We start from the raw sequence: 23,320 nt of genomic DNA on the forward strand, positions 1-23,320 counted from the left end.
GCGCGGGTGTTTAAAACAACGTCCGTTTCAAACACTGTTCGACTACACCGTGGGAACCGTGCCGCCGTCGATCACGAATTCTGCACCGGTGATTGATGCCGCGCGCGGCGATGCCAGAAATGCCACGAGGTCCCCGACTTCGTGCGGCCTGGCCGGGCGTCCGAGCGGAATACCGCCGAGCGAATCCATCAGCATTCTCTGCGCGCCCTCATAATCGGTGCTGTTCTCGTCGGCGATCGTCTGCACCAGCCCGACGGCGGCCTCGGTTTCCACCCAGCCCGGCGAGACGCGCACCACGCGGATGCCTTTCGGGCTAACTTCCTTTGATAGCGCCTTGCTGTAATTTCCGAGCGCCGCTTTCGCTGCCGCGTAGGCCATCGTGGCATCGTGCAACGGCAGCACACGCTGGATCGAAGTGACATGAATGATCACGCCGGATTTCTGCTCCAGCATCGACGGCAACAGAGCGCGATCCAGTCGGACGGCAGCATAGAGATTCAGGTCCATTGCGCGCTGCCAAGCGGCGTCATCGAGCTTTGCGAAACCGCCCGCAGACGCGGACGACCCGCCAACGACGTGGACAATGATATCGATGCCGCCGAGGCGCTTCAGGACCGCGTCGGCGAGCGCCGTGCACCCGTCGGCGGTGGCAACGTCAGCAACGACGAAGCCTGCATGGTCCGGCATGCCGGCCGGCCTGTTGCGCGCTGTCGTGAGCACCACTGCACCCTGTGCCAGCAGGCACGCGACGACGGCAGCACCAATACCTTTGGTCCCACCGGTCACGAGCGCCCGCTTGCCAGCGAGTTCGCCGCCCGCCTGATGATTTGTCATCGTCCAGTTCCTCATTTTCACATCCGCACAGCGCGGCGCATTGTCTGCGAGGGAAATGCGGATATGTTTGCCGAATGACAAGAACGCACGAGAAAGTGGGGGGCTTACCTCCAGGTAAGGAGCCGTGGACTGCGACGACCGCATCGGACGGGATCGAGCAGTCGCTGAAGATGATCGGCGGACGCTGGAAGCTGGAAATCCTGTTTCGTCTGTTCGGCGGCCGAATTTTGCGCTTCTCCGAACTCGAACGCGCAATCCCTGCGGCCTCACAGAAGATGCTCGCGCAGCAATTGCGGCAGCTCGAGGCCGACGGCATCGTTCGACGCGTCGTGCATGCACAGGTGCCGCCGAAGGTTGAATATGCGCTAACGGATTGGGGCGAGTCTCTTTGCCCTTCGCTCGACGCACTGCTCACATGGTTCGTATGGAAGCCAGGGTCCGACGCCGCAGTATCTGCCATAGGGACATCCACCTCGCCTCCTGCCGAGGAATAGCCTGGCCCGCGCAGTCGATGCTGCGGCCCGCGACGTGTTCACTTCGCCGGTTTGCCGATCACGCCTTCGCGCTTCTTGATGGCGTGATAGTAAGCCCACCACAGATGCGCCGCCGCACCGCGCAGCGGACGCCATGGTTCTGCCAGCGGCGCCATCTGTTTCACGGTCGGACGCTCCTTGAGACCGAGCCCGACCTTGATGGATTCCTGAATGGCGACATCGCCCGCCGGCCATGCATCGCCATGGCCGAGACAAAACAGCAGATAGACGTCGGCCGTCCACGGACCGATGCCGTGCAATGCGACCAGCGTGTTATGCGCGGCGTCGGCGTCTTCCTCGGCAAGTACGTCGAGATTCAACCGCTCCTCGACGAGTTCACGCGCCAGCGCCTTCAACGTCTTGATTTTTGCCGCCGACAGGCCCAGCCGGCCCAGGCGATCGGTGCGCGCCTTGCGGATGGCATGATGATCGAATGGCGAGAAGGCGCCGGCGACGCGGCCCCAGATCGCCGAAGCCGATGCCACCGAGACCTGCTGCCCGCAGACGATCTGCGCAAGCCCTTCGAAGCCCGGCGCGCGTTGCCGCAGCGCCGGCATCCCGGCCATGGCCAGGATCGGTTTCAGACGCGGGTCGAGCTTCACCAGCTCCATAACGGCGTCGTCGAGCACGGATTGATCGGTAAGATGAACGGTCATGATTCCCAAGGATCACCACGGCGTGACCGCAAGATCAATGCTGCCAATGAATGCGCTGCGGCAATAGCGCACCATGCAACCGGGAACCAAAGCCCCGGACGTCGCGTTGTTTTGGTTCAATGGAGGCTACCGCTATGCGGACGTTTTTTGGAATGATCCTGGGTGCACTGATCCTGGGCATCGGCGTTTACATCTACGATTCGATGTCGACCTCGTCAGTGGCGAACGGCCAGACGGCGCAGGAGCGCCGGACGATCGTCAACTGGGATGTTGCTGCCAATGAGTGGGAAGCACTGAAGACGCGCACCAAGCAGGATTGGGCCAAGCTCACCTCGCAAGTGAAGTCGTAAGCACATCAGCAACGAGAAGACGGGTTCAGCCGATCAAAGATGCCCTCGCCGATGAGTGGGGGCATTTTTCTGTCTTGAACGTGCCGACTTTTACTTCTTCGCAGCCGCGGCCTTACGCGCATCGGCGATCGCGAGAACGAATTGTTCTTTGGTGATCGGGCCGGGAATGCGGAACTTGCCGACGATAAAGGATGGCGTGCCGTTGAAGCCGAAAGCCGTCGCCTGCTCATCGATCTGCTTCAGCTTGGCAACGATCGCATCCTGATTTTTCTGCAGATCGGCGACGGCGCGATCGACATCGATACCGGCTTTGGCGAGCCGATCACGCGCGATCGCCTCGGTCAGTTTGGTATCGAGGCTGATCAGCGCATCCTGCGCCTCGATGAACTTGTTCTGGTATCTTGCCGCCAGCACGAGGCGCGCCGCATAGACCGACACCGGCCCGAGGATCGGCCAATCCTTCGACACCAGGCGAACCTTGCCGTCTTCCTTCACCAAGGCGCGCAGGTCGGGGGCGATCTTGCGGCAATAGGGGCATTGGTAGTCGAAATATTCGACGATGGTGATGTCGCCCTTCGGGTTGCCGGCGGCCGGGATGTCCGGATCGCGGAGTACCGCGGCTTCGTTAAGGACGTCTTCGTCCTTGGCGGCACCAGATGCCGCGAGGACCTTGCCGGACGCGCCGAGCAGCATGGCGCCACCGAAAAGCCCGAGCGCAGCGCGGCGCGTCGTGGCGGTCTTCGAGGTCTCGCGGATTGCGGCGGTCATGATGTTCTCCGAAGACGCATCATGCGCCAGCGCTCAGGTGATGTAGATGTTGCGGGCCAACATATAGAGCGCCACGACGATAATGATAGACGCAAAAACGGTATTCAACGCGCCCCGCCGCAGCGACAGATGCCGCGCCAGGCTGGTTCCCAACAGTCCGCCGAGCAGACCACCCAGAATGAACACCAGCGCAAGTTTCCAGGAGATCAGCCCGGACCAGGCATAGCTCGATGCCGTGGTGAGACCGAATGCGGTGACCGCCACCAGCGATGACGAGATCGCACTCATGATCGACATGCCCGTGGCCGCCATCAGCGCCGGCACGATCAGAAAGCCGCCACCGATTCCGAAGAAGCCGGACAGCGCGCCGGTAACAAGACCCAGCGCAAGCAGCGAAGGCGTGTTCGACATGCTGATCTCGACGCGGTGCTCGCCGACTTGGGCGCGCGTCTTCAGCATCAGCACGGCGATCACCAGCATCAGGACCGCGAACAGCGCCAGCAAATTCTGCCCGTCCACCTGCTTGCCGAGAATCGAGCCTCCGAGCGCACCGGCGATTCCTGCAGCAGCAAACACTAGCGCGCAGGACCAGTGCACATTGCCGCCACGCGCATGATTGCCGAGATTGACCGCCGCATTGGCCGCGACCGCAATGGCGCTGGTGCCGATCGCGACATGGGGCTCGGGAACGCCGACAACATAGACCATCAGCGGCACAGCGAGGATCGAGCCGCCGCCACCGACCAGGCCGAGCGAGAAGCCGACCAGTGCGCCCGAAGCCAGGCCGAGCGCCCCCTGCATCACAGTCATCATGAACGGCTGATTCTCATCTTCTCATCTGAGCATGATCTTTCGAAAAAATCAGTGTCCACTTGTTCGGATCATGCGCGCAACGGCGTGACCATAGTGACCTTTCCGGCCCGGCTCCATGCAGCCGGCATCACAAATCCGCCTGCCGGGAAAACGCTGTCGTGAGCATCAGCGCACCAGCAGGGTGACGGCAAGCGGAACCAGTAGAGAGGTCACCAGCGCATTCAGGCTCATGGCAATGCCGGCGAAGACGCCGGCCACGGCATCCACCTGAAAGGCCCGTGCGGTGCCGATCCCATGCGACGCCAGCCCGACGGCAAAGCCACGGGCGCGATAGTCCGTGATGCCCATGCGGTTCATCATCGGCGTGACGATGATCGCCCCCATGATGCCCGTGAGCACCACGGCCACGGCGGTCAGCGATGCGTCGGCGCCGAGCGACTCGCTGATGCCCATGGCGACGCCGGCGGTGACCGACTTCGGCGCCAGCGACAGCACCACGTTGTTCGGCAGGCCGAAGGCCTTTGCCAGCAACACGACCGAGACGATCGCCGTGGCACAGCCGACCACCAGCGCGGCGAGCATCGGCACGATCGCTGCCGCCACGACCTTGCGATTCTCATAGAGTGGCACCGCGAGCGCCACCGTCGCCGGACCGAGCAGGAAGTGCACGAATTGCGCACCGCTGAAATAGGTCGTGTAGGACGTCCCGGTCAGCAGCAGGAACACGGCGATGATCCACATCGAGTGGAACACCGGATTGGCGAACGGATGCCGGCCGGTCGCCAGCGACAACGCATCCGCCGTCGCATAGACCAGCAGCGTCACGGTCAGCCAGAGCAGCGGCTGCTGCGAGAGATAAACCCAGAGCGAGAACGGATTGGCGGTCATCACGCGCTCCGCCCGCGTGTCATGACCCGGCTGATAATGAGGAACGTCGCCACCGTCACCAGTAGCGTGATCACGACCGAGATCGCCAGAACGCCGACGATGGCGGTGCCATGCTCGGCCAGCAGATCGAGCTTCTGCACCACGCCGACACCGGCGGGAATGAACATCAGCGACAGATGCGCGAGCAGGCCCTTCGCGGCATTCTCCACGCCGCCGCCCTGCAGCGGCCCTTGCGCGAACAGCATGGCGCGGTCACGCAGCAACAGCAGAACGAGTAGCAGCAACATGCCGAGCACCGGGCCGGGCACCGGCAATGCAAAAGCGCGCACGGCGATCTCGCCAGCGAGCTGGCACAGCAGGATCAGGGACAGACTGGCAATCATGGGGACTCCGCGGGTGACGGATCGTTATCGCCCGCGAAGCAAGTGATGTCGATCAACCCCAGCGCGCGGCTGATCCGATCAGGCGGCACCCTTCAGCTTCTTGGTGCATTCGCTGTAGTAGCCGCCGCCTTTTTCGATCCACTTCATGCCGCCATTGGCATTGGCGGCCTTGTTGGCATTGTACTGATCCACGCAGGTGTGCATCCGCGCCTTGCCAGCCGTCTCCTTGGCGTATTTCGGATCGACCGCCGACGGGAAGGTGGCAGGGCCTGCCGGAGCCGCGGCTGTCGTCGCTGCCGGCTTGGGGGCTGCTGCAGGTTTGGGAGCCGCTGCGGGCTTGGCTTCGGCAGGCTTGGCTTCGGCAGCCTTCGGCGCCGCGGTTGCAGCAGGCGCAGCGGCGGGCGTCGTCGCAGCGGCATCGGTCCCGCATTCGGCCTTGCGGAAGTCATTCCATTTCTGGCCGTTCAGCGTGCCGGCGGTCTTGGCCGCCTGATATTTTGCACTGCATTCAGTCGCGGTGAGTGCATGGGCCGGACTGAAGACGAGCAGAGCAAAACTGGACATTGCAATCGCGCAGGCGAATTTGACGGGCATCGTCATAACGTTCTCTCCCTTTGCTACACTAAGTAAAAGTAGACGGCGGCATCCTATCGCTACCACTGCATGTGGCAACGACATCGCAGCTCCCCGCGAAAAATTATCGTGATCGCAGCATCAGATATATTTCAACTCATTCACCTGCCGTTCAGCCCGGCGCGCCCACCCTGTCCTCCCTGTTCAATTCGAGGTGCTGCCATGATCCGATTCGCTTCCAGCCTAGCTACCGCTGCCGTCGCCTCCTTCCTCCTGGTCGGCGCGGCCACCGCTCAGACACCTGCGCCGGCGGCCACCAAGACTGCGCCCGCCAAGGCGGCCCCCGCCGAGAAGATGGCGCCTGCGGACAAGACAGCCGAGAAACCCCGCACCGCGGCGTCGCTTGAATGTTCGAAACAGGCCGATGCAAAGGGCCTGCATGGCACCGAGCGCCGCAAATTCCGCTCGGAATGCAAGAAGACCACGAAACCGAACTAAACTCTCGTCATCCGCCTGTCCCTCGCCCGGAAAGCGAGGGACAGGTAGACCACACTGCATTTGTCGACAGGTGCGGACTTTGCCATAAAGCGGGCTCCTTCAGCTTTCCGTGCAAATGGCCATCGCTCTTCCCAGCTCCCTTCAGATCCGCACCACCCTTGAGACCCTCGTCATCGGCACGACCGGCGGCGCGCTATTCTATTGGGCGGAATTGCCGGGCGGGCTGATCTCCGGCGCGATGATCGCGGTCGCGGCTTACGGCATCTTCGGCCGCCCGGTCGGCCTGCCGCAGCCGATGGCCCATGTCATCCTGATGACACTGGGCCTGTCGCTCGGCTCGATGGTGTCGCCGGAGATGGTGCACAATCTCAGCGCCTATCCGGTGACCATCGCCCTGCTGGCGCTGGCCACCTTCTGCGCCACCTTCGGCAGCAGTATCTATCTGCAGCGCGTCCATGGCTGGGACCGCACCTCCGCGCTGCTGGCCGGCAGCCCCGGTGCGCTGTCGCAGATCATCATGCTGGCCACCGAGCGCAATGCCGACGTGCCGGGCATCGCCGTGGTGCAGATCTTTCGCGTCATCATCCTCACCGCCATGGTCCCCTTGCTGCTCGCCGCCACCGGCCTGATGGGCCACGGCCCGCTGCCATCGCGCGGACCGGAAGCCTCGCCGCTCGCACTCGCCGAACTGGCAGCCGCGGCCGTTGCCGTCGCGCTGTTCATGCGCTGGATCAAGTTTCCGGCGAGCTGGATGTTCGGCGCGATGATGGCCTCGTCGGTCCTGCACGGCACCGGCTGGGTCCACGGCACGCTGCCGCAATGGGCCTACATCACCGCCCTCGTCGGCATCGGCAGCCTGATCGGCTCGCGCTTCGGCAAGATCAGCCCACGCACCATTCTCAGCCATGTCTGGGCCGCGCTCGGCTCATTCACGGTGGCCATCGCGATCTCGGCGGTGTTCGTGACGATCATTGCGCTCACCACGACTGTGAAGCTGAGCGATGTCGTCGTCGCCTTCGCGCCCGGCGCCATGGACGCCATGCTCGCACTGGCGCTGACGCTGCATATCGATCCGGTGTTCGTCGGCGCGCATCATCTGTCGCGCTTCATCTATGTCTCGATCGTCACGCCCGGCATCGTGCATCTGTTCGGCAAGGCGCAGGACGATATCGACGATTGATCTTCAGTCGTCGCAGACACCGATCGAAACAATGGAATAGATCTAACAAATATGAGCGCCTTGCAGTGATTGCAGACATTTGCGTCGCAAGGTCTAGACGTATTCTACCGCGCATCGTAGTGCGCCACGAAACCAATCAAGTTAGACGCTCGATCAAGCTGGCGTGACCAGCATCATCGAGGCGTTGAAATGAAATTGAGAACAAGAAAATCGACGAAGCAGACTGCACTGCTTTGCACCGTCAGTGTGATGGCATTGGCGACGGATCTTCCGCGTGACGCATTCGCGCAGGCCAGCCTGCCGCCAGTCACGGTGGATGCGCCGAAGCCCCAACAGCGCGCACGCAACACGACTGCAACGAGATCACAGACATCGGCACGCGCAACGCGACGCACACGCACGACGACGCCGCAGATTGCACCCGCGCAATCGCCCAATCAGCGCATCTATAGCGCCGACAACAACAGCTATGTCGCAGGTCAGGCCAGTTCGGCGTCGAAGACGAATACGCCGCTGATCGATACGCCGCGTTCGGTGAGCGTCATCGACCGCAAGGAACTCGATGATCGCGGCGTCACCAGCATTCCGGAGGCGGTTCGTTACACAGCCGGCGTCACCACCGGCGGCTTCGGCTACGATCCGCGTTTCGATCAGATCTATGTCCGCGGCTTCTCGACGACGACGCTCGGCGACTTCCGCGACGGACTGAAGCAGTTCCCCTCCGGCTTCACTACATTCCGGACCGAACCCTATCAGCTTAATAGCGTCGAGGTGATCAAGGGCCCGGCCGCCGTGCTCTATGGACAGTCCGTCCCCGGCGGCCTCGTCGATCGCCGGTCGAAATTCCCGGTCGAGAATCAGGTCAACGAGATTTCACTGGAAGGCGGCACCTATGGCCGCATGCAAACGGCGTTCGACATCGGCGGTGCCAGTTCCGACAAGTCGCTGCTGTACCGCCTGGTGGGCCTCGGCCGCGCCGGCGAGACCAATTACGATATCGCCGACGAGCGGCTGATGCTGGCGCCATCGATCACCTGGCGACCGACCATCGACACCACGCTGACCGCCTATGCCATCCTGCAGAAGGACGAAACTGACGCCAGCGTCGCCATGCTCAATCGCGACGGTCAGCTGGTGAACGTCAACGGCGCGACCATCAAGCTGCGATCGAGCGATCCGAAATACGACTATCTGCGGCAGCAGCAGGCGCAGGTTGGCTACAAGCTCGAGCACCGCTTCGACGACGTCTTCACGTTCCGCCAGCACACGCGGTTCGGCGTGCTGCATGCGGAATCGCGCTATGTCAGCGGCAGCTTCGCGACGCCAACATCGACCGTCTATGACCGCGGTGCCGTAGCCGTCGGCGATGACCAGACGAGCTGGCAAACCGACAATGCGCTGCAGGCCGACTTCGCCACCGGCCCGGTCGTCCACCGCACACTCTTCGGCGTGAATTACGATCACAATACCTGGGACTTCAAGCTCGGCCTGGGCGCGGTGAATCCCGGCTATGCGCTCAACATCCTCAATCCCGTCTACGGCATTACCGGCCCAACGCCGGGCTATACGTCCGGTTCGCGTTCGACGCAGGAGCAGGTCGGCGTCTATCTGCAGGACCAGATGCGACTCGGCAACTGGCACCTGTCGGTCAGCGGCCGTCAGGACTGGACCGATCGCACGCAAATCAATTCCTATACGGGCGCCGTCACAGGCGCGCGCAACGACAACGCGTTCTCCTACAGCGCCGGCCTGCTCTATCACTTCGAGAACGGCATCGCGCCCTATGTGAGCTATGCGACCTCATTCCAGCCGGAGACCTCACTCGGCCTCGACGGCATCGTGCTGGCGCCATCCGAAGGCGAACAAATCGAAGGCGGCGTGAAGTATCAGCCACGGCCCGATGTGCTGCTCACGGCGTCGATCTACGACCTCAAGGAGAAGAACGCCGCCAAGCTCGCCGGCTATGTCAACGGCATCGCCTATTACGCCTCGGTCGGCGAGATCCGCGTGCAGGGCTTCGAATTCGAGGCACGCGCCCGACTCACGCCGGAACTCGAAACGGTGACGGCCTACACTTATTCCGACGCGGAGATCACCAGGAGCTCGATCGCGTCGGAGCTCGGCAAGACCCCTGCGGTGACGCCGAAGCACACCGCGTCAAGCTGGATGAACTACACCTTCCTGAACGGTTCGCTTGAAGGCCTCGGTCTCGGTGCCGGTGTCCGCTATATCGACGCGACCTGGACGTCGAACGACAACACCTCACGCAACAACGGCTATACGCTGTTCGATCTGGCCGCGCGTTACGATTTCGCCAAGCTTGGACCGAAGTTTGCGGGCTATCAGGCCTCGATCAACGCCAACAACGTCGCCGACGAGCAGGTCGCGGTCTGCAATTCCGGCTACTGCTATTTGAGCCAGGGACGCACGGTGATCGGCACGCTGCGCTATCGCTGGTAGCGGTGCCCCAGCGGGCAGGACCGGCGGCGGATCAGCGCCGTGCGGTCTTGCCGGCGCCCCACAGTGCGATCGCCGCCATCAGCAGCGAGATCAGCACATTGTAGCCGGCCAGCGACAGGCCCAGGAAACGCCACTGCACCTCGTCGCAGCGAATCACCTTCACGGTGTCGAGGCGCTCCAGCAGGCTGCCGGCCTTGCCGAGATCGACCACCGGACCCGAACAGTCCGTTGGACCCTGCCAGAATGTCCATTCGACGCCGGCGTGATAACCGCCGAGCACCGCATTGGCGAGCGCCGCCAGCGCCAGCACAACGAGGCCGGTCACAACCAGGCCGCGCGGCGCGTCCCTGGCGGCCGCAATCGCCACCAGCACCGCCAGCGGAATCGCGAGATAATAGGCATAGCGCTGTTCGAGACAGAGCGGGCACGGCCGGATATCCAGCACCAGCTGGAAGAACCAGGCCCCCGCCAGCGTCGCCAATGCAATCAGACCGACCGCCAATGCAGCGACCAGCGCCGGGTTCGACGAGGCGGGCGTGGAGGTGTGTGCGGTCTGGGCAGTCACGATGCTCTCCGGAGTGGCTGCTGCGTCCTATCCCGGGGCACACACCCTGTCGAGGCGGCCCCGATCACACTGGAGTGTGCGCGGCGGCCAATCTGGCCAAACCGCAGGTTGACCCGCCCGGAGCGACCGCTATATTCCGCCCGCTTCGCGCCCCCGGTCTCCGGCCGGCGTCCGAAGGCCCCTGTGGCGGAATTGGTAGACGCGCTCGACTCAAAATCGAGTTCCGCAAGGAGTGCTGGTTCGATTCCGGCCAGGGGCACCAACAGTTCATCGGCGATGATCCGTTGACGACGGGCTATATTTCCGAGAAGCGCGTTACCCGCAAATGACGGCTGGAAGATTTGTCCTCACGCCGGCTGAGGGACGGGCTCGGCTTTCACGACCGGCATCGGCCTGAATGTCATTGCGATCAGGAAAGCGCCGAGCCCCATGATCCAGGAGCCGATATAGAGCCAAGCGTAGCTGGCGAACGCGTCGTAGATCAAACCTCCGGCGAGAGGTCCCGTCGCCATGCCAAGGCTGCCGGCCATGGCCGTTCCGCCGATCACTGTGCCCATCATCCGCAGCGGAAAGTTTTCACGTGCGAGAACGGCGTAGAGCGGCATGGTGCCGGCATAGATGAAGCCAAAGACCGCCGCCACGGTGTAGAACCCGCCGAGCTCACGCACGAAGACAAAGCCGAGCGCCCCGAACGCCTGGGCGAGCAAGCCAAGGACCAGCACACGCTTGGCGCCAAAACGGTCGCCGAACAGGCCGAAGGCGATACGGCCGCCCATCCCTGCCAGACCTTCGACGCTATAAATCGTGACCGCAGCGACAAGCGGTATGCCGCAGCTGATCGCGTAGCTCACAGTATGGATGATCGGCCCAGAATGCGTGGCGCAGCAGAAGAAATTCGTCAGCAGCAGGATGATGAACTGTGGCGAGCGTAGCGCCTGCGCGCGCGACATCTCTGCTTGCACCGGCTCGGCGGATGGAGCGGAAGGCGCGCCCTCCAGCGCCGGCGCGCGGCGCACCAGCAGCGAGACTGGAATCATGATCGCGGCCACGACGAGGGCCACGATCTGCATCGAGGTGCGCCAATCGTGGTTCGAAACGAGCCAGGCCGCCAGCGGCGACATGGTCATGGGCGCCATGCCCATCCCCGCCGAAACCAGCGACACGGCCAGGCTGCGATGCGTATCGAACCAGCCGGTGACCGTCGCCATCATCGGCGCAAAGATCGCAGCGGTGGCGCCGCCGACCATCAGCCCGAAGACAAATTGAAATGCGACCAGAGATGTCGCGAGGCTCGCCAGCACCAGGCTTGACGCGAGCACGACCGACCCGGTCAACACCACTGGGAGTGGCCCCAATCGGTCGGACAAGGTGCCCCAGATCATGCTGGTGACAGCCATCGCGAGGAAGCCAATTGTCATGGCGCTGGATATACCGGTAACCGACCAGCCGGTATCCCGCGCGATCGGCTGCAGGAACACCGGCAACGAAAACATGCCGCCGATCGCGACGCAGCCCAGAAGGCCGCCCGCGGCGACGATTACCCAGCGATAGTGAGAATTGGTCATTCCTGGTCTCCACGTTAGCGCTCTCTGAGTGGAAGACGCACGGGACGGGCCGGAGCCGACAGGCCGGGGGCCGTCGCAGCTCACGTTTTTGCGAGCGCGTACAGTGGTTCGTTGCCGCGATGACAGTGATCTTGCGGGCCAGCGGACCCCTTCGGTTGATCGCTGACGAGACATCTCTTGTCGATCGGCGGTTTATTAAGTCTAACAGGCTCAGACTGCCCCGAGGCGTCACTGGGGCTTCAAGCGTGCGAGATCGAAATGCCCGGCCTGAGCAGACGAGCCATCCTGATGGGAGGCGCGGCATCGATGATGCTGCGCTCCGATCCATTGGCTGCCCTGCCGCTTCCCGGCCCGTCGGACACCTTCACGGACAGTGTCGGCATCAACGTGCATATCAGCAGCGAGCCATATGCGAGTCATTTCGACCGCTTTCACGATCTGCTTGCGGCATCAGGCATTCGCCATCTGCGCGACGAGTTGCGACCTAGCAACGATCTCGATCGCTGGCGCGCGCTGAACAAACGCGCGAACATCCTGTTCAATGTTGTGGTGTCGCCGGCGACCAACACCGTGCCGGAGATGATGAGCTATCTCGCCGCACTGGGCATCGAGCGCGTCTCGGCGATGGAGGGCCAGAACGAGGGCAACAGCGACTGGTTTCTGTCGCTGCCGCTGGCGAAGCCGGGCTGGAGCAATGTCGTCGTGAACTATCAGCGCGAGGTGCACGCTGCGCTGCGCGCGCGATATGCGGCGGCGGAGTTGCCGCTGCTGTCGCCGAGCGTCATCAACTGGAAGCCCGCCGACGTGGCGCTGCTGCGCCCGGCCGCGCAGTTCAGCGATGCCGTCGCCATCCATTCCTATGTGCAGAAGGCGCAAGAGCCGGAAACAACCAACGACTATGCCGCCGTGTCCTGGTATCTGCACCATATGCGCGACGCGTTCAAACCCGGCGCACCCGCGCTGGCAACCGAATGCGGCTATTGCAATGTCGTGAAGCCCGGTACCTCCGGCGTCTCGGAAACGGCGGCGGCGCTCTATCTGCCGCGGCTGCTGCTCAACAACTTCCGCCTCGGCATTCTCCGAACATTCCTCTACGAATTCTTCGATGGCGGTACCGATCCCAACGACGGAGAGCATCATTGGGGTCTCGTCCGCAATGACGGCTCGCCGAAGCCCGGCTACCATGCGATCCGGAATCTCCTGTCAGCACTGCAAGGCGCACGCCGCGCCAAAAACGATCCGGCGCTACGCGTGGCATCCACGGCACCGGACCTGCGGCACATCGCGTTTCAGGATGCGCAGGGACAACCGCTGCTTGCGGTATGGCGCGCGGTGCGGTGCTGGAATGTGGAGAAGGCTGAAGACATCCCGGTGCCCACGGAGCCGATCGACATCGCCGTCGATGGCCCTGCCGCTTCGCTCTCCTTCAACCGTCCGAATGACGATGCCGAGTGGCGCCGCGTGCCGGTGACCGACGGGCACGCGACGATCCCGCTGGACGGGCGCGTGGCGATCGTCCGGCGTTCCAGCTGATCTGGTATGACCTGCTGTGGCTTGAACCGCCCCGCCGCGCTTTGTATCCTGAAACTGCGTACGAACTGACGGTGAGCAGCAAAGTCTTTCAGACAAGGTCTTTTAGACTCTGCGGTCCGGCCAAGCATGCGACAGCTTCGCCTTCTGCTCCAAAATATAACGGATTCTCCCCCATATGGACTATGCGCCTTCCGCTCCGGCTCTTGCGGCCGAGACGCACGCTTTTCAGGTTCTGCTCGAAGACGGCGCCACAGCCAGCATACGCGTTTATGGAACGGGTCCACGGATCATCTGCAGCCATGGCAATGGCCTCGCCATCGATGCTTTTCAAAGCTTCTGGCGCCTCTTCACGGATGACTATGAGACCGTGGTGTTCGACTTCCGTCATCACGGCCGGAGCAGTCCGTATCGCCAGCCCATCCCGCATGTCTGGCCGCAGCTCATCCGCGACTATGAGGCGATCATGCAAGGGATCACGCGCGAACTCGGTGCGGCGCCGAGCCTCGGCGCATTTCATTCGATGAGCGCCCTGACGACCCTGCTGCATGCCGCCGAATATGAGACGCCGTGGATCGGCATCGTTGGCTTCGAGCCACCGGCGACGCCGCCAGCAAGCTATCCGGAGTTCCAGAGTTTCCGCACGGAAAATGACAGGCTCGCCGGACGCGCAGCGCAGCGTCGCGCCACCTTTCCGAATGTGCAGGAGCTATTCGAGTCCTATCGCCGCAGCTCGGCATTTGCCGGCGTCGACGATGCCGGACTGCAGGCGCTCGCCGCATCCACGCTGCGCTGGAACGACGACAGGCAGCTCTATGAACTCGCCTGCGCCAGGGAATTCGAGGCCAGCATCTTCACCAGGCAGGATCTCCCGGGCGCTTGGGAGCGGATGTGCAGCGTCAGGCTGCCGGTGCAACTCGTCGCCGGTGAACCAAAGACGAGAACCAGCCCATTCGTCGACATGGAGCGTGCCTTCGCGCGCGATGGCGGCTTCGCCTTCACCACCGTGCCTGACGCTTCGCATTTCATGCAGATGGAAAAGCCGGCCGAATGCGCCGCAATCGTCCGCGCCTTCCACGCGGGCCTGACCTGACCGCTCGGGAGTAACGCCGGGCTGCCATGCCGGGCGCGCAACCGGCTGGCAATCCGCCCCAGCCATGCCCACATGGCAAGGGCAATGGGAGCCCCGTCATGACCGCACTTTCGATCCTCGACCTCGTCCGCGTTACCCAAGACACCGATGCGCGCGGCGCGCTCGACAATTCCCGCGATCTCGCAGGCCACGCCGAGAAATGGGGCTACCAGCGCTTCTGGGTCGCCGAACATCACAACATGATCGGCATCGCCAGCGCGGCCACATCGGTGGTGATCGGCCATATCGCGGCGGGGACCAAAACCATTCGCGTCGGTGCCGGCGGGATCATGCTCCCGAACCATGCCCCCATCGTCATCGCCGAACAGTTCGGCACACTGGCGCGGCTGTTTCCCGGCCGCATCGATCTCGGCCTCGGCCGCGCTCCCGGCACCGACCAGATGACCATGCGGGCGCTGCGCCGCTCGCTGCAGAATTCCGACAATTTCCCGCAGGACATCCAGGAGCTGCAGGCCTATTTCGCTCCGGCCGGCCCGAACCAGCGCCTGCAGGCGGTGCCTGCCGCGGGCACCGACGTGCCGCTATGGATCCTCGGCTCCTCGACCTATGGCGCGCAGCTCGCCGCGGCGCTCGGCCTGCCCTACGCTTTCGCCTCGCATTTTGCGCCCGACCAGTTGCTGCAGGCCCTGCAGATCTATCACCAGCACTTCGAACCATCCGAACAGTCGACGAAGCCGCATGCGATGGTCGGCGTCAACATCATCGCCGCCGACACCGATGCCGAGGCCAAGCGGTTGTGGACCACGCAGCAGATGTCGTTCACCAACATGTTCCGCGGCACCCGCGGGCTAAGCGCGCCGCCGATCGACGATATCGAGACCTACTGGGCGCCAGCCGAGAAGATGCAGGCCATGGGCATGCTGCGGCGCTCTATCATCGGCTCGAAGGAGACGGTTCGCGCTGGCATCGCCGCGCTGGTCGAGGAGACCGGCGCGGATGAGTTGATGATCGTCTCGGACGTCTACGACCACGCCACGCGGCTCAAGTCCTATGAGATGATCGCCGAGGCGGCTGCGGGTCTCACCAAGACACCGGCTGAAGCGACCGGCTGAAACGTTTCAGAAATTGATGGTGGTGCGGACGCCGAACACCGCGGCGTCCTTGATGCGCTTTGTCTGCGTGGCATCGTTGGGATCGACGGCGCCGCCGGCGGGATGCATCACATATTGAAACACCGGCTGCACCGCGACACCCGGCGCGACCGCAGCGAGATATGTCATTTCCAGCACGGCTTCGAAATCGCGGATGGGCGATTGAATTCCGGTGAACAGCTGCACATCACGATCGAGCCCGCGCGCGCCATCCGAAATGCGCGCATAAGTCATCGCGATTCCGAACCTGTCATCCGGCCGCTCTGCCGAGAAACCCGACACCTGAATGCCGCCATCGAGATAGAAGCTGATCAGATTACGATCGGACGGGCTGATCGATGTGCGCGCAAAGAAGCCGATGCCCTTGTCCGGGCCGAGTGCACTGAAAGCGAGCCGCTGTTCGTAAACGGCGAAAACGCCGCGATTGCCGCGCCGCATCAGCGGCTCGCCGGTGCCGGCCGGATCGGCCTGCGACAGGCCCTGTGCGGTCCAGCGCTCGTCATCGAATTCGGCCAGATGCACCCAGCCGCCGCCGGTGATTGACCCCGGCAGCTCAGACGGCCCGAGCTTGTAGCTGTATTTCAGCTGCCCGATGATCCACGGCGGATCGTTGACGCGAAATGCAAGACCATGCGCGTTGGCAATTTGCGGATCATTCGGACCGGGCGCTGCCGCACTGCCATTGAACACCGCCAGATAGGCCGTGAACGCATCCGACAGACTGGCCTTGAAACGAACGCCCGGCACGGCGAGTGGCGGCGAGGGTCCGCCCGCCGGCAGGATCACGCCGGTAATGCCGGGCCAGCCCAGCGCCGAATTGACGAAGATATCGTCATACTTGCTGTCGATGAACTCGATATCGGATGGCTGCTGACCGACCTTCACCAGCAGTCTGCCGCCGAACAGCGCCTGTTCGATCCAGAATTCATAGAGCCGCGTCGCCGGCAGCGCTTCGATGCCGCTGACCAGCATCAGATTGCCGATATAGTCGCGCGACAAGCCAGGTCCGTGGATCTGATAGACATTGGCGTGAAAGGTCGCGCCGCTCCAGCCAACCGCCTTGTCGAGATCGACATCCACGCCAAAATCGAACCGTCCCTCATAGACCGCGCCGCGCCGGATGCCGCCGGACGCATTGCCGAGCGCCTCGCCTATATAGGTCGCCGACAGTGCAACGCCCCATTCGGCGAGCCGGTCATTGATCGGCTTCAGGCCGCTATCGCGCCAATCGCCGGCATGAGCCGATGACAGCGAGACCGTGCCACAGGCGATAAGGCCGGCGAGCGCCATCATCGCACGGACCATCCAGCACGAAAACACACCAACCATGATAGCTACCTGATGATCTTGAGGCGCTTCATCACGGCATAGGCCGATGCTGACGAAATCAATATCAGCGCGCCCGCCCAGAGAAATCCGGTTTCGACATCGGTCAGCGGCAGTCCCTTGGTGTTCATACCGAAGATGCCGGTGACCAGCGTCGGCGGCAGTAGAAGCGCGGTAAGCACTGAAAGAACGCGAAGGCTTTCATTGCCGCGTTCCTCGATCTGCAGATGCAGCTCTTCCTGCAACAGCCGGCTGCGCTCGCGCATCTCGACGACGTTGTGATCCAGCCCGTCGAGGCGCTGCGCCAGCTTGCCGGCACGCAGTTGCAGCGACGGTTTCAACTCACGCTGACCTTTGGCCTCGAGCCGCTGGAACACGATCCGCAGCCCGGAGAGCTGCCGATGCAGCCGCACGCAGGTCCGGCGCAGACGACCGAGTTTCTGCAGCATGTCGCGCGAATCGCCGGAGACCACCTGTTCCTCGATCTCGTCGAGCGATATCGCCAGACTGTCGGCGACCCCGTCCATGGTGTCGGCAACATTCTCCACGATCGTCTCGAGCAGCGCGGCCATGCTGTCGACCCGCTGGCCCTGCTCAAGCGAACGGCGCGTCGCATCGACGGCACACAGCGCGTGATGCCGGCCGCTGATCAGCAAGCGCTCGGTCATCACGAAGCGCAGATAACCAGTGTCTTCGGTCGCCTCGTCGATATCGCGCAACAGGTCCGAAATCACGCCATAGATACTGTCATCGGTGGCATGGAGTTGCTGATATGTGTCCTTGGACAGCAACAAGGCACGGGCCTGCTCCGGCGCATGCAATGGGACCTGCGCTAGCCATTGCAGCGCGCGCGCGTCAGTCAGGTTGAAATGCAGCCACAGCAACCCGCCGTGGACGAGATCGATGCCGGCATCGACCGGCAATGGCTCCGGCTTGCCGTCGGAATGGATGCGGAAGGCCCAGACCAGACCCGGAATCAGATCAGGCACGCCTGGTATGGACGTCACCTCTGCAGATGTGACCGGCACTTCAAGCTGCATCGGACACCCACCGTTTTTCACGCCACGCAATACGCATGCGCCACCAAAAAAATAAAATATCTGCCTGCGGCTCTCCGACTGTGTCAGTCCGCCGCAGGCACTTAATGACACCCTTGTTACAGGGATATGTCAGCCGAGATGAGATGATGATCCGATTAGAAAAAATCGGATCATCATCTCATCTCTTCTTTTGAGCATGATCTTTCGGAAAACCGGTTTCCACTTTTCCGGATCACGCTCTATTCAGCGGCTTCGGCGAGTGTATCGCTCTGCTTGTTGTAATCATGGACGACACGGCCATAGGGCAAAGTCAGATCGGCCAGCAAATGATGCGCACCGATCACGCGGCGCACCGGAAAGTCGGCGACCGGCGCGTTGACATGCGGGATCAGATGCAGACGGCCCGGGCCGAACCATGAGCCCTTCACGGTGATATCAGTCAGGTTGATCGCCACCAGCTGACAGACTTCCGCGCTGCCATCGACTCCGGGGATCAGCTTGAGATTGATCTGGGTCTTGGACAGTGTGGCAAGCGTTGCCTCGCCGTTTCCAGCCATGGCGCCGTGCTTGTAGGCCATCGTGCCCATGGCAACCTGCTGCCCGGCATATTCCAGCGTGCCGGTCAGCGTGTCCTTGACCACTTCAAGTTTCGGATGGGCGTATTTCTTCGGGAAGCCCCAGATCTCGCGCCCGGCAGCGATCGGCGGATCATCGTCCAGATACATCTGCGAGACGAAGTTGACGTCCTCGCCTTTGAAGCGTGCGGGGATCACGAGGCCGGTCTCGGTGTAACTGCCGAAGCCTGAACTATCCGGCATCTTGATCCACTCATAATGCACGATCGGCTGCTCGATCGGCTCGAGCGGCTCGGGCAGACCCATCCTGATCAGGTCCGGATCGGTCTCGTAAGTGATGACGAGGAATTCGCGATTGATGAAGCGATAGGGACCGGCGGGATAGCTCGGGCCGGCCATCGGCATCGACGGCAAACGGAGGATGTCTTCCTGGCGCATCGGAAACTCCTTGGGTGTGAAATCGCTGGTTTAAACTCAGTGCGCGGTCCACCCGCCATCGACCGGCAGCGTGATGCCGGTGATCGAACGGGCGTGGTCGGTGCAGAGAAAATTGACGACCGAGGACAGCTCCTCGACGGTCACGAAACGTTTGGTGGGCTGGGCGGCGAGCAGCACGTCCGAGATCACCTGCTGTTCAGTGATGCCGCGCGCCTTGGCCTGCTCCGGGATCTGCTTCTCCACCAGCGGGGTCATCACGTAGCCCGGGCATACCGCATTCACGGTGATGCCGTGTTCGGCGACTTCCAGCGCCGCCGTCTTGGTCAGCCCGGCAATACCATGCTTGGCCGCGACATAGGCCGACTTGAATGGCGAGGCCACCAGCGCATGGGCCGAGGCGATGTTGACGATGCGGCCCCAGGACTTCGCTTTCATGTGGGGGATGGCGAGACGCGTGGTGTGAAACGCACTCGACAGGTTGATCGCCACGATCGCATCCCACTTCTCCACCGGGAATTCCTCGAGCGGCGCGACATATTGAATGCCGGCATTGTTGACCAGGATATCGACGCCGCCGAATTCCTGTTCCGCCTGCGCCATCATCGCCGCGATGTCATTGCCGTCGGCCATGTTGGCGCCGCTATAGAGCACCCGGACCTGATGGCTGTCGGCGATCTCGCTGCGGATCGCCTCGATCTCATTGGCGTCGCCGAAGCCGTTGAGCACGATATTGACGCCGCTGGCCGCGAGGCCGCGCGCGATGCCAAGGCCGATGCCGCTGGTGGAGCCGGTGATGATGGCGGACTTTCCAGACAGCATGCGCGCAACCCTTCGTAAGCAAACGTTAATATCTGCTTCTTTGCTAGCGATCCTGTTTGACGGCGGTATGAGGAATTTCCTTCAGCCGCGTGACGCGCTTCATGGACTGATGCGCAATGATCGAATTTGCTATTTGTCACAACGCCGTCACTGCTCATCTGAATTCTGCCGCCAACATCATGTGATCGTTGAGGAGAACACCCAGATGGATGCGCGGACACCCGATTCAGATACGACTGTCGAGACCGGCTGGCGCCCTGACCGCTGCGATCGTGTAGCACTGGTGCTGCAGGGCGGTGGCGCCCTCGGCGCCTATCAGGCCGGCGTGTATCAGGCGCTCCATGAGCAAGGCATGGAGCCGGACTGGGTGTGCGGCGTATCGATCGGCGCGATCAATTCGGCGATCATCGCCGGCAATCCGCCGGAAGACCGGCTGGAGAAGCTGCAGATCTTCTGGGACCGCATCACCGCCCGCAAGGTCTGGCACTACACACCGGACGGCGACGTCTATCGCAAGGCCCGCAATCTCGCGAGCTCGTTCATGACCACGACCCTGGGCCAGCCCGGCTTCTTCAAGCCGCACGAGGTCAATCCGTGGTTCAGCCCGGCCGGTGCGAAGACGGCGACAAGCTATTACGACACCTCGCCGCTGCGCGACACCCTGCTCGAACTGGTCGACTTCGATCTCATCAACTCGCGCAAGACCCACTTCGCCGTCGGCGCAGTGAACGTCATCACCGGCAACTTCCTGTATTTCGACAACAAGAAGGAAGTCATCGCGCCCGAACACGTGATGGCATCAGGCGCACTGCCGCCAGCTTTGCCGATGGTGAAGATCGGCACCGATCATTTCTGGGATGGCGGCATCGTCTCCAACACGCCGCTGCAGCACCTGCTCGACCAGGAAGACAGGATGAACTCGCTGGTGTTCCAGGTCGACCTGTTCAGCGCCCGTGGCGTGCTGCCCCGGGATATCCAGGAGGTGCTGGCCCGGCACAAGGACATCGTCTACTCGTCCCGCACACGCCACAACACCGACATCTACCGGCGCATGAACAATCTGAAGTCGGAGCTCTACAAGGTCTTGCAGCGCATTCCCGACGACCAGCTCAGCGACGAGGAGCGCGCGCGGCGTGACAGCCTGTCGGATCTGCCGGAGATCACCATCCTGCAAATGATCTATCAGCAGAAGGCCTATGAGGGCGATTCCAAGGACCACGAGTTCTCGGCAACCTCGATGCGCGAGCACTGGCAGAGCGGCCTCGACGACACCCGCCGCACATTAAAGCGTCGCGACTGGCTGGCGCTGCCGGAGCAAGGCAAGGGCATCGTGGTGCACGACGTGCACCGCGAGAGCAGTTCGTAGGACATATTATTCGTCATTCCGGGGCGCATGAAGGCGGCGAAGCCGCTGAAATGCGAACCCGGAATCCCTAAGTGTTTTGCAAAGCATTCTGGGATTCCGGGTTCGCGTGCGCGAAGATGCGCACACGCCCCGGAATGACAGCGTTGTTCGATAAAAAAGCCCGCGCAGATGATGCGCGGGCCTTTTCTTTTCGCGATGTGAAAAGAACGAGGCCGCTACGTTTCCGCAGCGGCCTCGTCCGTTCTCAGAACAACTGGCTGAACAGCACGTAGAGCGAGGCCGAGAGCATGATGGCGCAGGGCAGCGTCAGCACCCAGGCCATCAGCAGGTTGCGGATGGTGGCCATCTGCAGGCCCGAACCGTTCGCCGCCATGGTGCCGGCGACGCCGGACGACAGCACGTGGGTGGTCGAGACCGGCAGACCGAACACGTCGGCCGCGCCGATGGTGGCCGCAGCCACGAGTTCGGCCGAAGCGCCCTGCGCATAGGTCAGATGCGTCTTGCCGATCTTCTCACCGACGGTGACGACGATGCGCTTCCAGCCGACCATGGTGCCGAGGCCGAGTGCGATGGCCACAGCGATCTTCACCCAATCCGGGATGAACTTGGTCGCCGCATCGAGCGATCCCTTATAGGCGTTCAGGGTCGCGACATCTTCCTTGTTGAGGTCGTTTTCCTTGTCCTTCATCAGGAAGCGGATGGCTTCCGATGCGAGATACATGTCGTTACGGGTGTTGCCGACGGATTCCGCGGGCACCTTGTCGAGCGTGCCGTAGCTGCGAACCTGATCGCCGACCTGCTGCACGAGAACGGCGAGCGACGGATAGGTGCCTTCGCTGATCTTGCGCTGCGAAACATAGGTGGTCACCGCCGGACGGGGATCGCCGATGATGCTGTGGCCCGCCCCCTTGGCTGCGATCACCTTGGCGGCCGCGATGGAGTTGACCTGGAACTGCGCGACGCGGGATTCCGGCAATGCGCGGTTGAGCGCATAGGCGGTCGGCACGGTGCCGATCAGCACCAGCATGATCAGGCCCATGCCCTTCTGACCGTCATTCGAACCATGTGCGAAGGACACGCCGGTGCAGGTCGCGATCAGGATGCCGCGGATCCACAACGGCGGCGCCTTGTTGCCGTCCGGTGCTGCGTACAAAGCAGGGTTACGCACGACGAACTTCAGCACCAGCAGCAGGATGGCGGCGCAGGCAAAGCCGAACAGCGGCGACAGCAGCAGCGCATAGCCGATTTCGGTGGCCTTGCCCCAATCCACGCCCGAGGTACCGTCACGGCCGCGCATCAGCGCATTGGCAATACCGACGCCGATGATCGAGCCGATCAGCGTGTGCGACGAGGACGCCGGCAGGCCGAGATACCAGGTGCCGAGATTCCAGATGATCGCGGCGATCAACAGCGCGAACACCATGGCGAAGCCGGCGCCGCTGGAGACCTGAAGGATCAATTCCACCGGCAGCAGCGAAACGATGCCGAAAGCCACCGCGCCCGTGGAGAACAGCACGCCGAGGAAGTTGAAGAAGCCCGACCACATCACGGCGAATTCCGCCGGCAGCGAATGGGTGTAGATGACCGTGGCCACCGCATTGGCGGTGTCATGGAAGCCGTTGACGAATTCGAAGCCGAGCGCGATCAGCAGCGCCACGAACAACAGGAGGTAAGGCAGGTAGCTGGTAACGCGGGTGCCGGTGGCATTGACGTCCACATAGATGCTGTAGGCGACGAACAGGAGGCCGGCGGCCAGGATCCCGAAAAACAGGATCATCGTCAGCGGGTTAAAACCCTTGTCGAGATTGGGCCGCGACGCCGGCTCAACAGCCGCGCCTCCGGAAATGGATTGATTGGCAGTGAAATCGGTCATGAAACGCCCCCGTTACAGGTTAAGAGGCGTTAATCTCTGCACC

The 23,320-nt window shown here is 62.7% G+C and carries 23 protein-coding genes and 1 tRNA gene; 10 read left to right on the forward strand and 14 right to left on the reverse strand.

Annotated features, from left to right (window positions below):
* Nucleotides 1–42 precede the first annotated feature (42 nt).
* Nucleotides 43–834, reverse strand: coding sequence for an SDR family oxidoreductase (locus BLW80_RS06955; RefSeq protein ID WP_093758148.1), 792 nt, complete (start codon nucleotides 832–834; stop codon nucleotides 43–45).
* Nucleotides 835–908: 74 nt separating this feature from the next.
* Here BLW80_RS06955 and BLW80_RS06960 point away from each other — a divergent pair, with 74 nt between their 5' ends.
* Nucleotides 909–1,328, forward strand: coding sequence for a winged helix-turn-helix transcriptional regulator (locus BLW80_RS06960; RefSeq protein WP_093757423.1), 420 nt, complete (start codon nucleotides 909–911; stop codon nucleotides 1,326–1,328).
* 38 nt (nucleotides 1,329–1,366) lie between these two features.
* Here BLW80_RS06960 and BLW80_RS06965 read toward each other — a convergent pair whose 3' ends face one another.
* Complete coding sequence (locus tag BLW80_RS06965) at nucleotides 1,367–2,023, reverse strand: DNA-3-methyladenine glycosylase family protein (RefSeq protein ID WP_093757424.1); 657 nt, start codon at nucleotides 2,021–2,023, stop codon at nucleotides 1,367–1,369.
* A gap of 134 nt (nucleotides 2,024–2,157) precedes the next feature.
* Between BLW80_RS06965 and BLW80_RS06970 the strand changes: the two genes are divergently transcribed.
* A complete protein-coding gene (locus BLW80_RS06970) occupies nucleotides 2,158–2,373 on the forward strand; it encodes a hypothetical protein (RefSeq protein ID WP_068730379.1) in 216 nt (71 codons plus the stop codon).
* Nucleotides 2,374–2,463: 90 nt separating this feature from the next.
* Here the strand turns inward: BLW80_RS06970 and BLW80_RS06975 are convergent, their stop codons facing one another.
* From BLW80_RS06975 to BLW80_RS06995, 5 genes are all read right to left on the reverse strand, one after another.
* Entirely contained in the window at nucleotides 2,464–3,141 is a 678-nt protein-coding gene (locus tag BLW80_RS06975; RefSeq protein ID WP_093757425.1) for a DsbA family protein, read from the reverse strand.
* A gap of 33 nt (nucleotides 3,142–3,174) precedes the next feature.
* Nucleotides 3,175–3,954 (reverse strand): sulfite exporter TauE/SafE family protein, encoded by a 780-nt coding sequence (locus BLW80_RS06980; protein ID WP_068729255.1) that lies wholly within the window; start codon nucleotides 3,952–3,954, stop codon nucleotides 3,175–3,177.
* Between the two features lie 165 nt (nucleotides 3,955–4,119).
* Nucleotides 4,120–4,842, reverse strand: a complete 723-nt coding sequence (locus tag BLW80_RS06985; RefSeq protein ID WP_093757426.1) for an LrgB family protein — start codon at nucleotides 4,840–4,842, stop codon at nucleotides 4,120–4,122.
* Complete coding sequence (locus BLW80_RS06990) at nucleotides 4,842–5,225, reverse strand: CidA/LrgA family protein (RefSeq protein ID WP_093757427.1); 384 nt, start codon at nucleotides 5,223–5,225, stop codon at nucleotides 4,842–4,844. Before BLW80_RS06990 ends, BLW80_RS06985 begins: the two co-directional genes overlap by 1 nt.
* Nucleotides 5,226–5,303: 78 nt before the next feature.
* The gene (locus BLW80_RS06995; protein ID WP_093757428.1) at nucleotides 5,304–5,825 is read right to left on the reverse strand and encodes a hypothetical protein; all 522 of its coding nucleotides are present in this window, start codon (nucleotides 5,823–5,825) and stop codon (nucleotides 5,304–5,306) included.
* A gap of 195 nt (nucleotides 5,826–6,020) precedes the next feature.
* On the opposite strand from BLW80_RS06995, the gene BLW80_RS07000 reads away from it, so the two are divergent.
* The 3 genes from BLW80_RS07000 to BLW80_RS07010 all read left to right on the forward strand — a co-directional run bounded on the left by BLW80_RS07000 (nucleotide 6,021) and on the right by BLW80_RS07010 (nucleotide 9,936).
* Entirely contained in the window at nucleotides 6,021–6,296 is a 276-nt protein-coding gene (locus tag BLW80_RS07000) for a PsiF family protein (protein WP_089267649.1), read from the forward strand.
* Between the two features lie 115 nt (nucleotides 6,297–6,411).
* On the forward strand, nucleotides 6,412–7,476 hold the full coding sequence (locus BLW80_RS07005; RefSeq protein WP_093757429.1) for an AbrB family transcriptional regulator: 1,065 nt from the start codon (nucleotides 6,412–6,414) through the stop codon (nucleotides 7,474–7,476).
* A 189-nt stretch (nucleotides 7,477–7,665) separates the two neighbouring features.
* Nucleotides 7,666–9,936: a TonB-dependent siderophore receptor gene (locus BLW80_RS07010; protein WP_093757430.1), complete on the forward strand. Its 2,271-nt coding sequence runs from the start codon at nucleotides 7,666–7,668 to the stop codon at nucleotides 9,934–9,936.
* 31 nt (nucleotides 9,937–9,967) lie between these two features.
* Here BLW80_RS07010 and BLW80_RS07015 read toward each other — a convergent pair whose 3' ends face one another.
* Entirely contained in the window at nucleotides 9,968–10,501 is a 534-nt protein-coding gene (locus BLW80_RS07015; RefSeq protein WP_420882309.1) for a disulfide bond formation protein B, read from the reverse strand.
* A gap of 177 nt (nucleotides 10,502–10,678) precedes the next feature.
* Here BLW80_RS07015 and BLW80_RS07020 point away from each other — a divergent pair.
* Nucleotides 10,679–10,763 (forward strand) — tRNA-Leu (locus BLW80_RS07020).
* Nucleotides 10,764–10,848: 85 nt separating this feature from the next.
* Here BLW80_RS07020 and BLW80_RS07025 read toward each other — a convergent pair.
* The gene (locus BLW80_RS07025; protein WP_093757432.1) at nucleotides 10,849–12,066 is read right to left on the reverse strand and encodes an MFS transporter; all 1,218 of its coding nucleotides are present in this window, start codon (nucleotides 12,064–12,066) and stop codon (nucleotides 10,849–10,851) included.
* Nucleotides 12,067–12,324: 258 nt separating this feature from the next.
* Between BLW80_RS07025 and BLW80_RS07030 the strand changes: the two genes are divergently transcribed.
* From BLW80_RS07030 to BLW80_RS07040, 3 genes are all read left to right on the forward strand, one after another.
* Nucleotides 12,325–13,599, forward strand: a complete 1,275-nt coding sequence (locus BLW80_RS07030) for a hypothetical protein (RefSeq protein WP_244528027.1) — start codon at nucleotides 12,325–12,327, stop codon at nucleotides 13,597–13,599.
* 175 nt (nucleotides 13,600–13,774) lie between these two features.
* The gene (locus BLW80_RS07035) at nucleotides 13,775–14,689 is read left to right on the forward strand and encodes an alpha/beta fold hydrolase (protein WP_093757433.1); all 915 of its coding nucleotides are present in this window, start codon (nucleotides 13,775–13,777) and stop codon (nucleotides 14,687–14,689) included.
* A 98-nt stretch (nucleotides 14,690–14,787) separates the two neighbouring features.
* Nucleotides 14,788–15,801 (forward strand): LLM class flavin-dependent oxidoreductase, encoded by a 1,014-nt coding sequence (locus tag BLW80_RS07040; protein WP_093757434.1) that lies wholly within the window; start codon nucleotides 14,788–14,790, stop codon nucleotides 15,799–15,801.
* 6 nt (nucleotides 15,802–15,807) lie between these two features.
* Here the strand turns inward: BLW80_RS07040 and BLW80_RS07045 are convergent, their stop codons facing one another.
* The 4 genes from BLW80_RS07045 to BLW80_RS07060 form a co-directional block, all read right to left on the reverse strand.
* Nucleotides 15,808–17,169, reverse strand: coding sequence for a carbohydrate porin (locus BLW80_RS07045; RefSeq protein WP_093757435.1), 1,362 nt, complete (start codon nucleotides 17,167–17,169; stop codon nucleotides 15,808–15,810).
* Nucleotides 17,170–17,174: 5 nt separating this feature from the next.
* The gene (locus BLW80_RS07050; protein ID WP_093757436.1) at nucleotides 17,175–18,206 is read right to left on the reverse strand and encodes a transporter; all 1,032 of its coding nucleotides are present in this window, start codon (nucleotides 18,204–18,206) and stop codon (nucleotides 17,175–17,177) included.
* A gap of 239 nt (nucleotides 18,207–18,445) precedes the next feature.
* Nucleotides 18,446–19,219, reverse strand: coding sequence for an acetoacetate decarboxylase (locus BLW80_RS07055; protein ID WP_093757437.1), 774 nt, complete (start codon nucleotides 19,217–19,219; stop codon nucleotides 18,446–18,448).
* 36 nt (nucleotides 19,220–19,255) lie between these two features.
* Entirely contained in the window at nucleotides 19,256–20,038 is a 783-nt protein-coding gene (locus BLW80_RS07060) for a 3-hydroxybutyrate dehydrogenase (protein WP_093757438.1), read from the reverse strand.
* Between the two features lie 205 nt (nucleotides 20,039–20,243).
* On the opposite strand from BLW80_RS07060, the gene BLW80_RS07065 reads away from it, so the two are divergent.
* Nucleotides 20,244–21,404: a patatin-like phospholipase family protein gene (locus tag BLW80_RS07065; protein ID WP_093758150.1), complete on the forward strand. Its 1,161-nt coding sequence runs from the start codon at nucleotides 20,244–20,246 to the stop codon at nucleotides 21,402–21,404.
* Nucleotides 21,405–21,648: 244 nt separating this feature from the next.
* On the opposite strand, the gene BLW80_RS07070 is transcribed toward BLW80_RS07065, so the two are convergent.
* Entirely contained in the window at nucleotides 21,649–23,277 is a 1,629-nt protein-coding gene (locus BLW80_RS07070; protein ID WP_093757439.1) for an inorganic phosphate transporter, read from the reverse strand.
* Nucleotides 23,278–23,320: the final 43 nt, after the last annotated feature.

It is taken from the genome of Tardiphaga sp. OK245, from assembly GCF_900108575.1.
GTDB classification, from domain to species: domain Bacteria; phylum Pseudomonadota; class Alphaproteobacteria; order Rhizobiales; family Xanthobacteraceae; genus Tardiphaga; species Tardiphaga robiniae.

Bases quoted from the DNA above. Each gene is read 5' to 3' on its own strand.
- BLW80_RS06955 (WP_093758148.1), bottom strand. From the start codon at position 834: ATGACAAATCATCAGGCGGGCGGCGAACTCGCTGGCAAGCGGGCGCTC.
- BLW80_RS06960 (WP_093757423.1), top strand. From the start codon at position 909: ATGACAAGAACGCACGAGAAAGTGGGGGGCTTACCTCCAGGTAAGGAG.
- BLW80_RS06965 (WP_093757424.1), bottom strand. From the start codon at position 2,023: ATGACCGTTCATCTTACCGATCAATCCGTGCTCGACGACGCCGTTATG.
- BLW80_RS06970 (WP_068730379.1), top strand. From the start codon at position 2,158: ATGCGGACGTTTTTTGGAATGATCCTGGGTGCACTGATCCTGGGCATC.
- BLW80_RS06975 (WP_093757425.1), bottom strand. From the start codon at position 3,141: ATGACCGCCGCAATCCGCGAGACCTCGAAGACCGCCACGACGCGCCGC.
- BLW80_RS06980 (WP_068729255.1), bottom strand. From the start codon at position 3,954: ATGATGACTGTGATGCAGGGGGCGCTCGGCCTGGCTTCGGGCGCACTG.
- BLW80_RS06985 (WP_093757426.1), bottom strand. From the start codon at position 4,842: ATGACCGCCAATCCGTTCTCGCTCTGGGTTTATCTCTCGCAGCAGCCG.
- BLW80_RS06990 (WP_093757427.1), bottom strand. From the start codon at position 5,225: ATGATTGCCAGTCTGTCCCTGATCCTGCTGTGCCAGCTCGCTGGCGAG.
- BLW80_RS06995 (WP_093757428.1), bottom strand. From the start codon at position 5,825: ATGACGATGCCCGTCAAATTCGCCTGCGCGATTGCAATGTCCAGTTTT.
- BLW80_RS07000 (WP_089267649.1), top strand. From the start codon at position 6,021: ATGATCCGATTCGCTTCCAGCCTAGCTACCGCTGCCGTCGCCTCCTTC.
- BLW80_RS07005 (WP_093757429.1), top strand. From the start codon at position 6,412: ATGGCCATCGCTCTTCCCAGCTCCCTTCAGATCCGCACCACCCTTGAG.
- BLW80_RS07010 (WP_093757430.1), top strand. From the start codon at position 7,666: ATGAAATTGAGAACAAGAAAATCGACGAAGCAGACTGCACTGCTTTGC.
- BLW80_RS07025 (WP_093757432.1), bottom strand. From the start codon at position 12,066: ATGACCAATTCTCACTATCGCTGGGTAATCGTCGCCGCGGGCGGCCTT.
- BLW80_RS07030 (WP_244528027.1), top strand. From the start codon at position 12,325: ATGCCCGGCCTGAGCAGACGAGCCATCCTGATGGGAGGCGCGGCATCG.
- BLW80_RS07035 (WP_093757433.1), top strand. From the start codon at position 13,775: ATGGACTATGCGCCTTCCGCTCCGGCTCTTGCGGCCGAGACGCACGCT.
- BLW80_RS07040 (WP_093757434.1), top strand. From the start codon at position 14,788: ATGACCGCACTTTCGATCCTCGACCTCGTCCGCGTTACCCAAGACACC.
- BLW80_RS07045 (WP_093757435.1), bottom strand. From the start codon at position 17,169: ATGGTTGGTGTGTTTTCGTGCTGGATGGTCCGTGCGATGATGGCGCTC.
- BLW80_RS07050 (WP_093757436.1), bottom strand. From the start codon at position 18,206: ATGCAGCTTGAAGTGCCGGTCACATCTGCAGAGGTGACGTCCATACCA.
- BLW80_RS07055 (WP_093757437.1), bottom strand. From the start codon at position 19,219: ATGCGCCAGGAAGACATCCTCCGTTTGCCGTCGATGCCGATGGCCGGC.
- BLW80_RS07060 (WP_093757438.1), bottom strand. From the start codon at position 20,038: ATGCTGTCTGGAAAGTCCGCCATCATCACCGGCTCCACCAGCGGCATC.
- BLW80_RS07065 (WP_093758150.1), top strand. From the start codon at position 20,244: ATGGATGCGCGGACACCCGATTCAGATACGACTGTCGAGACCGGCTGG.
- BLW80_RS07070 (WP_093757439.1), bottom strand. From the start codon at position 23,277: ATGACCGATTTCACTGCCAATCAATCCATTTCCGGAGGCGCGGCTGTT.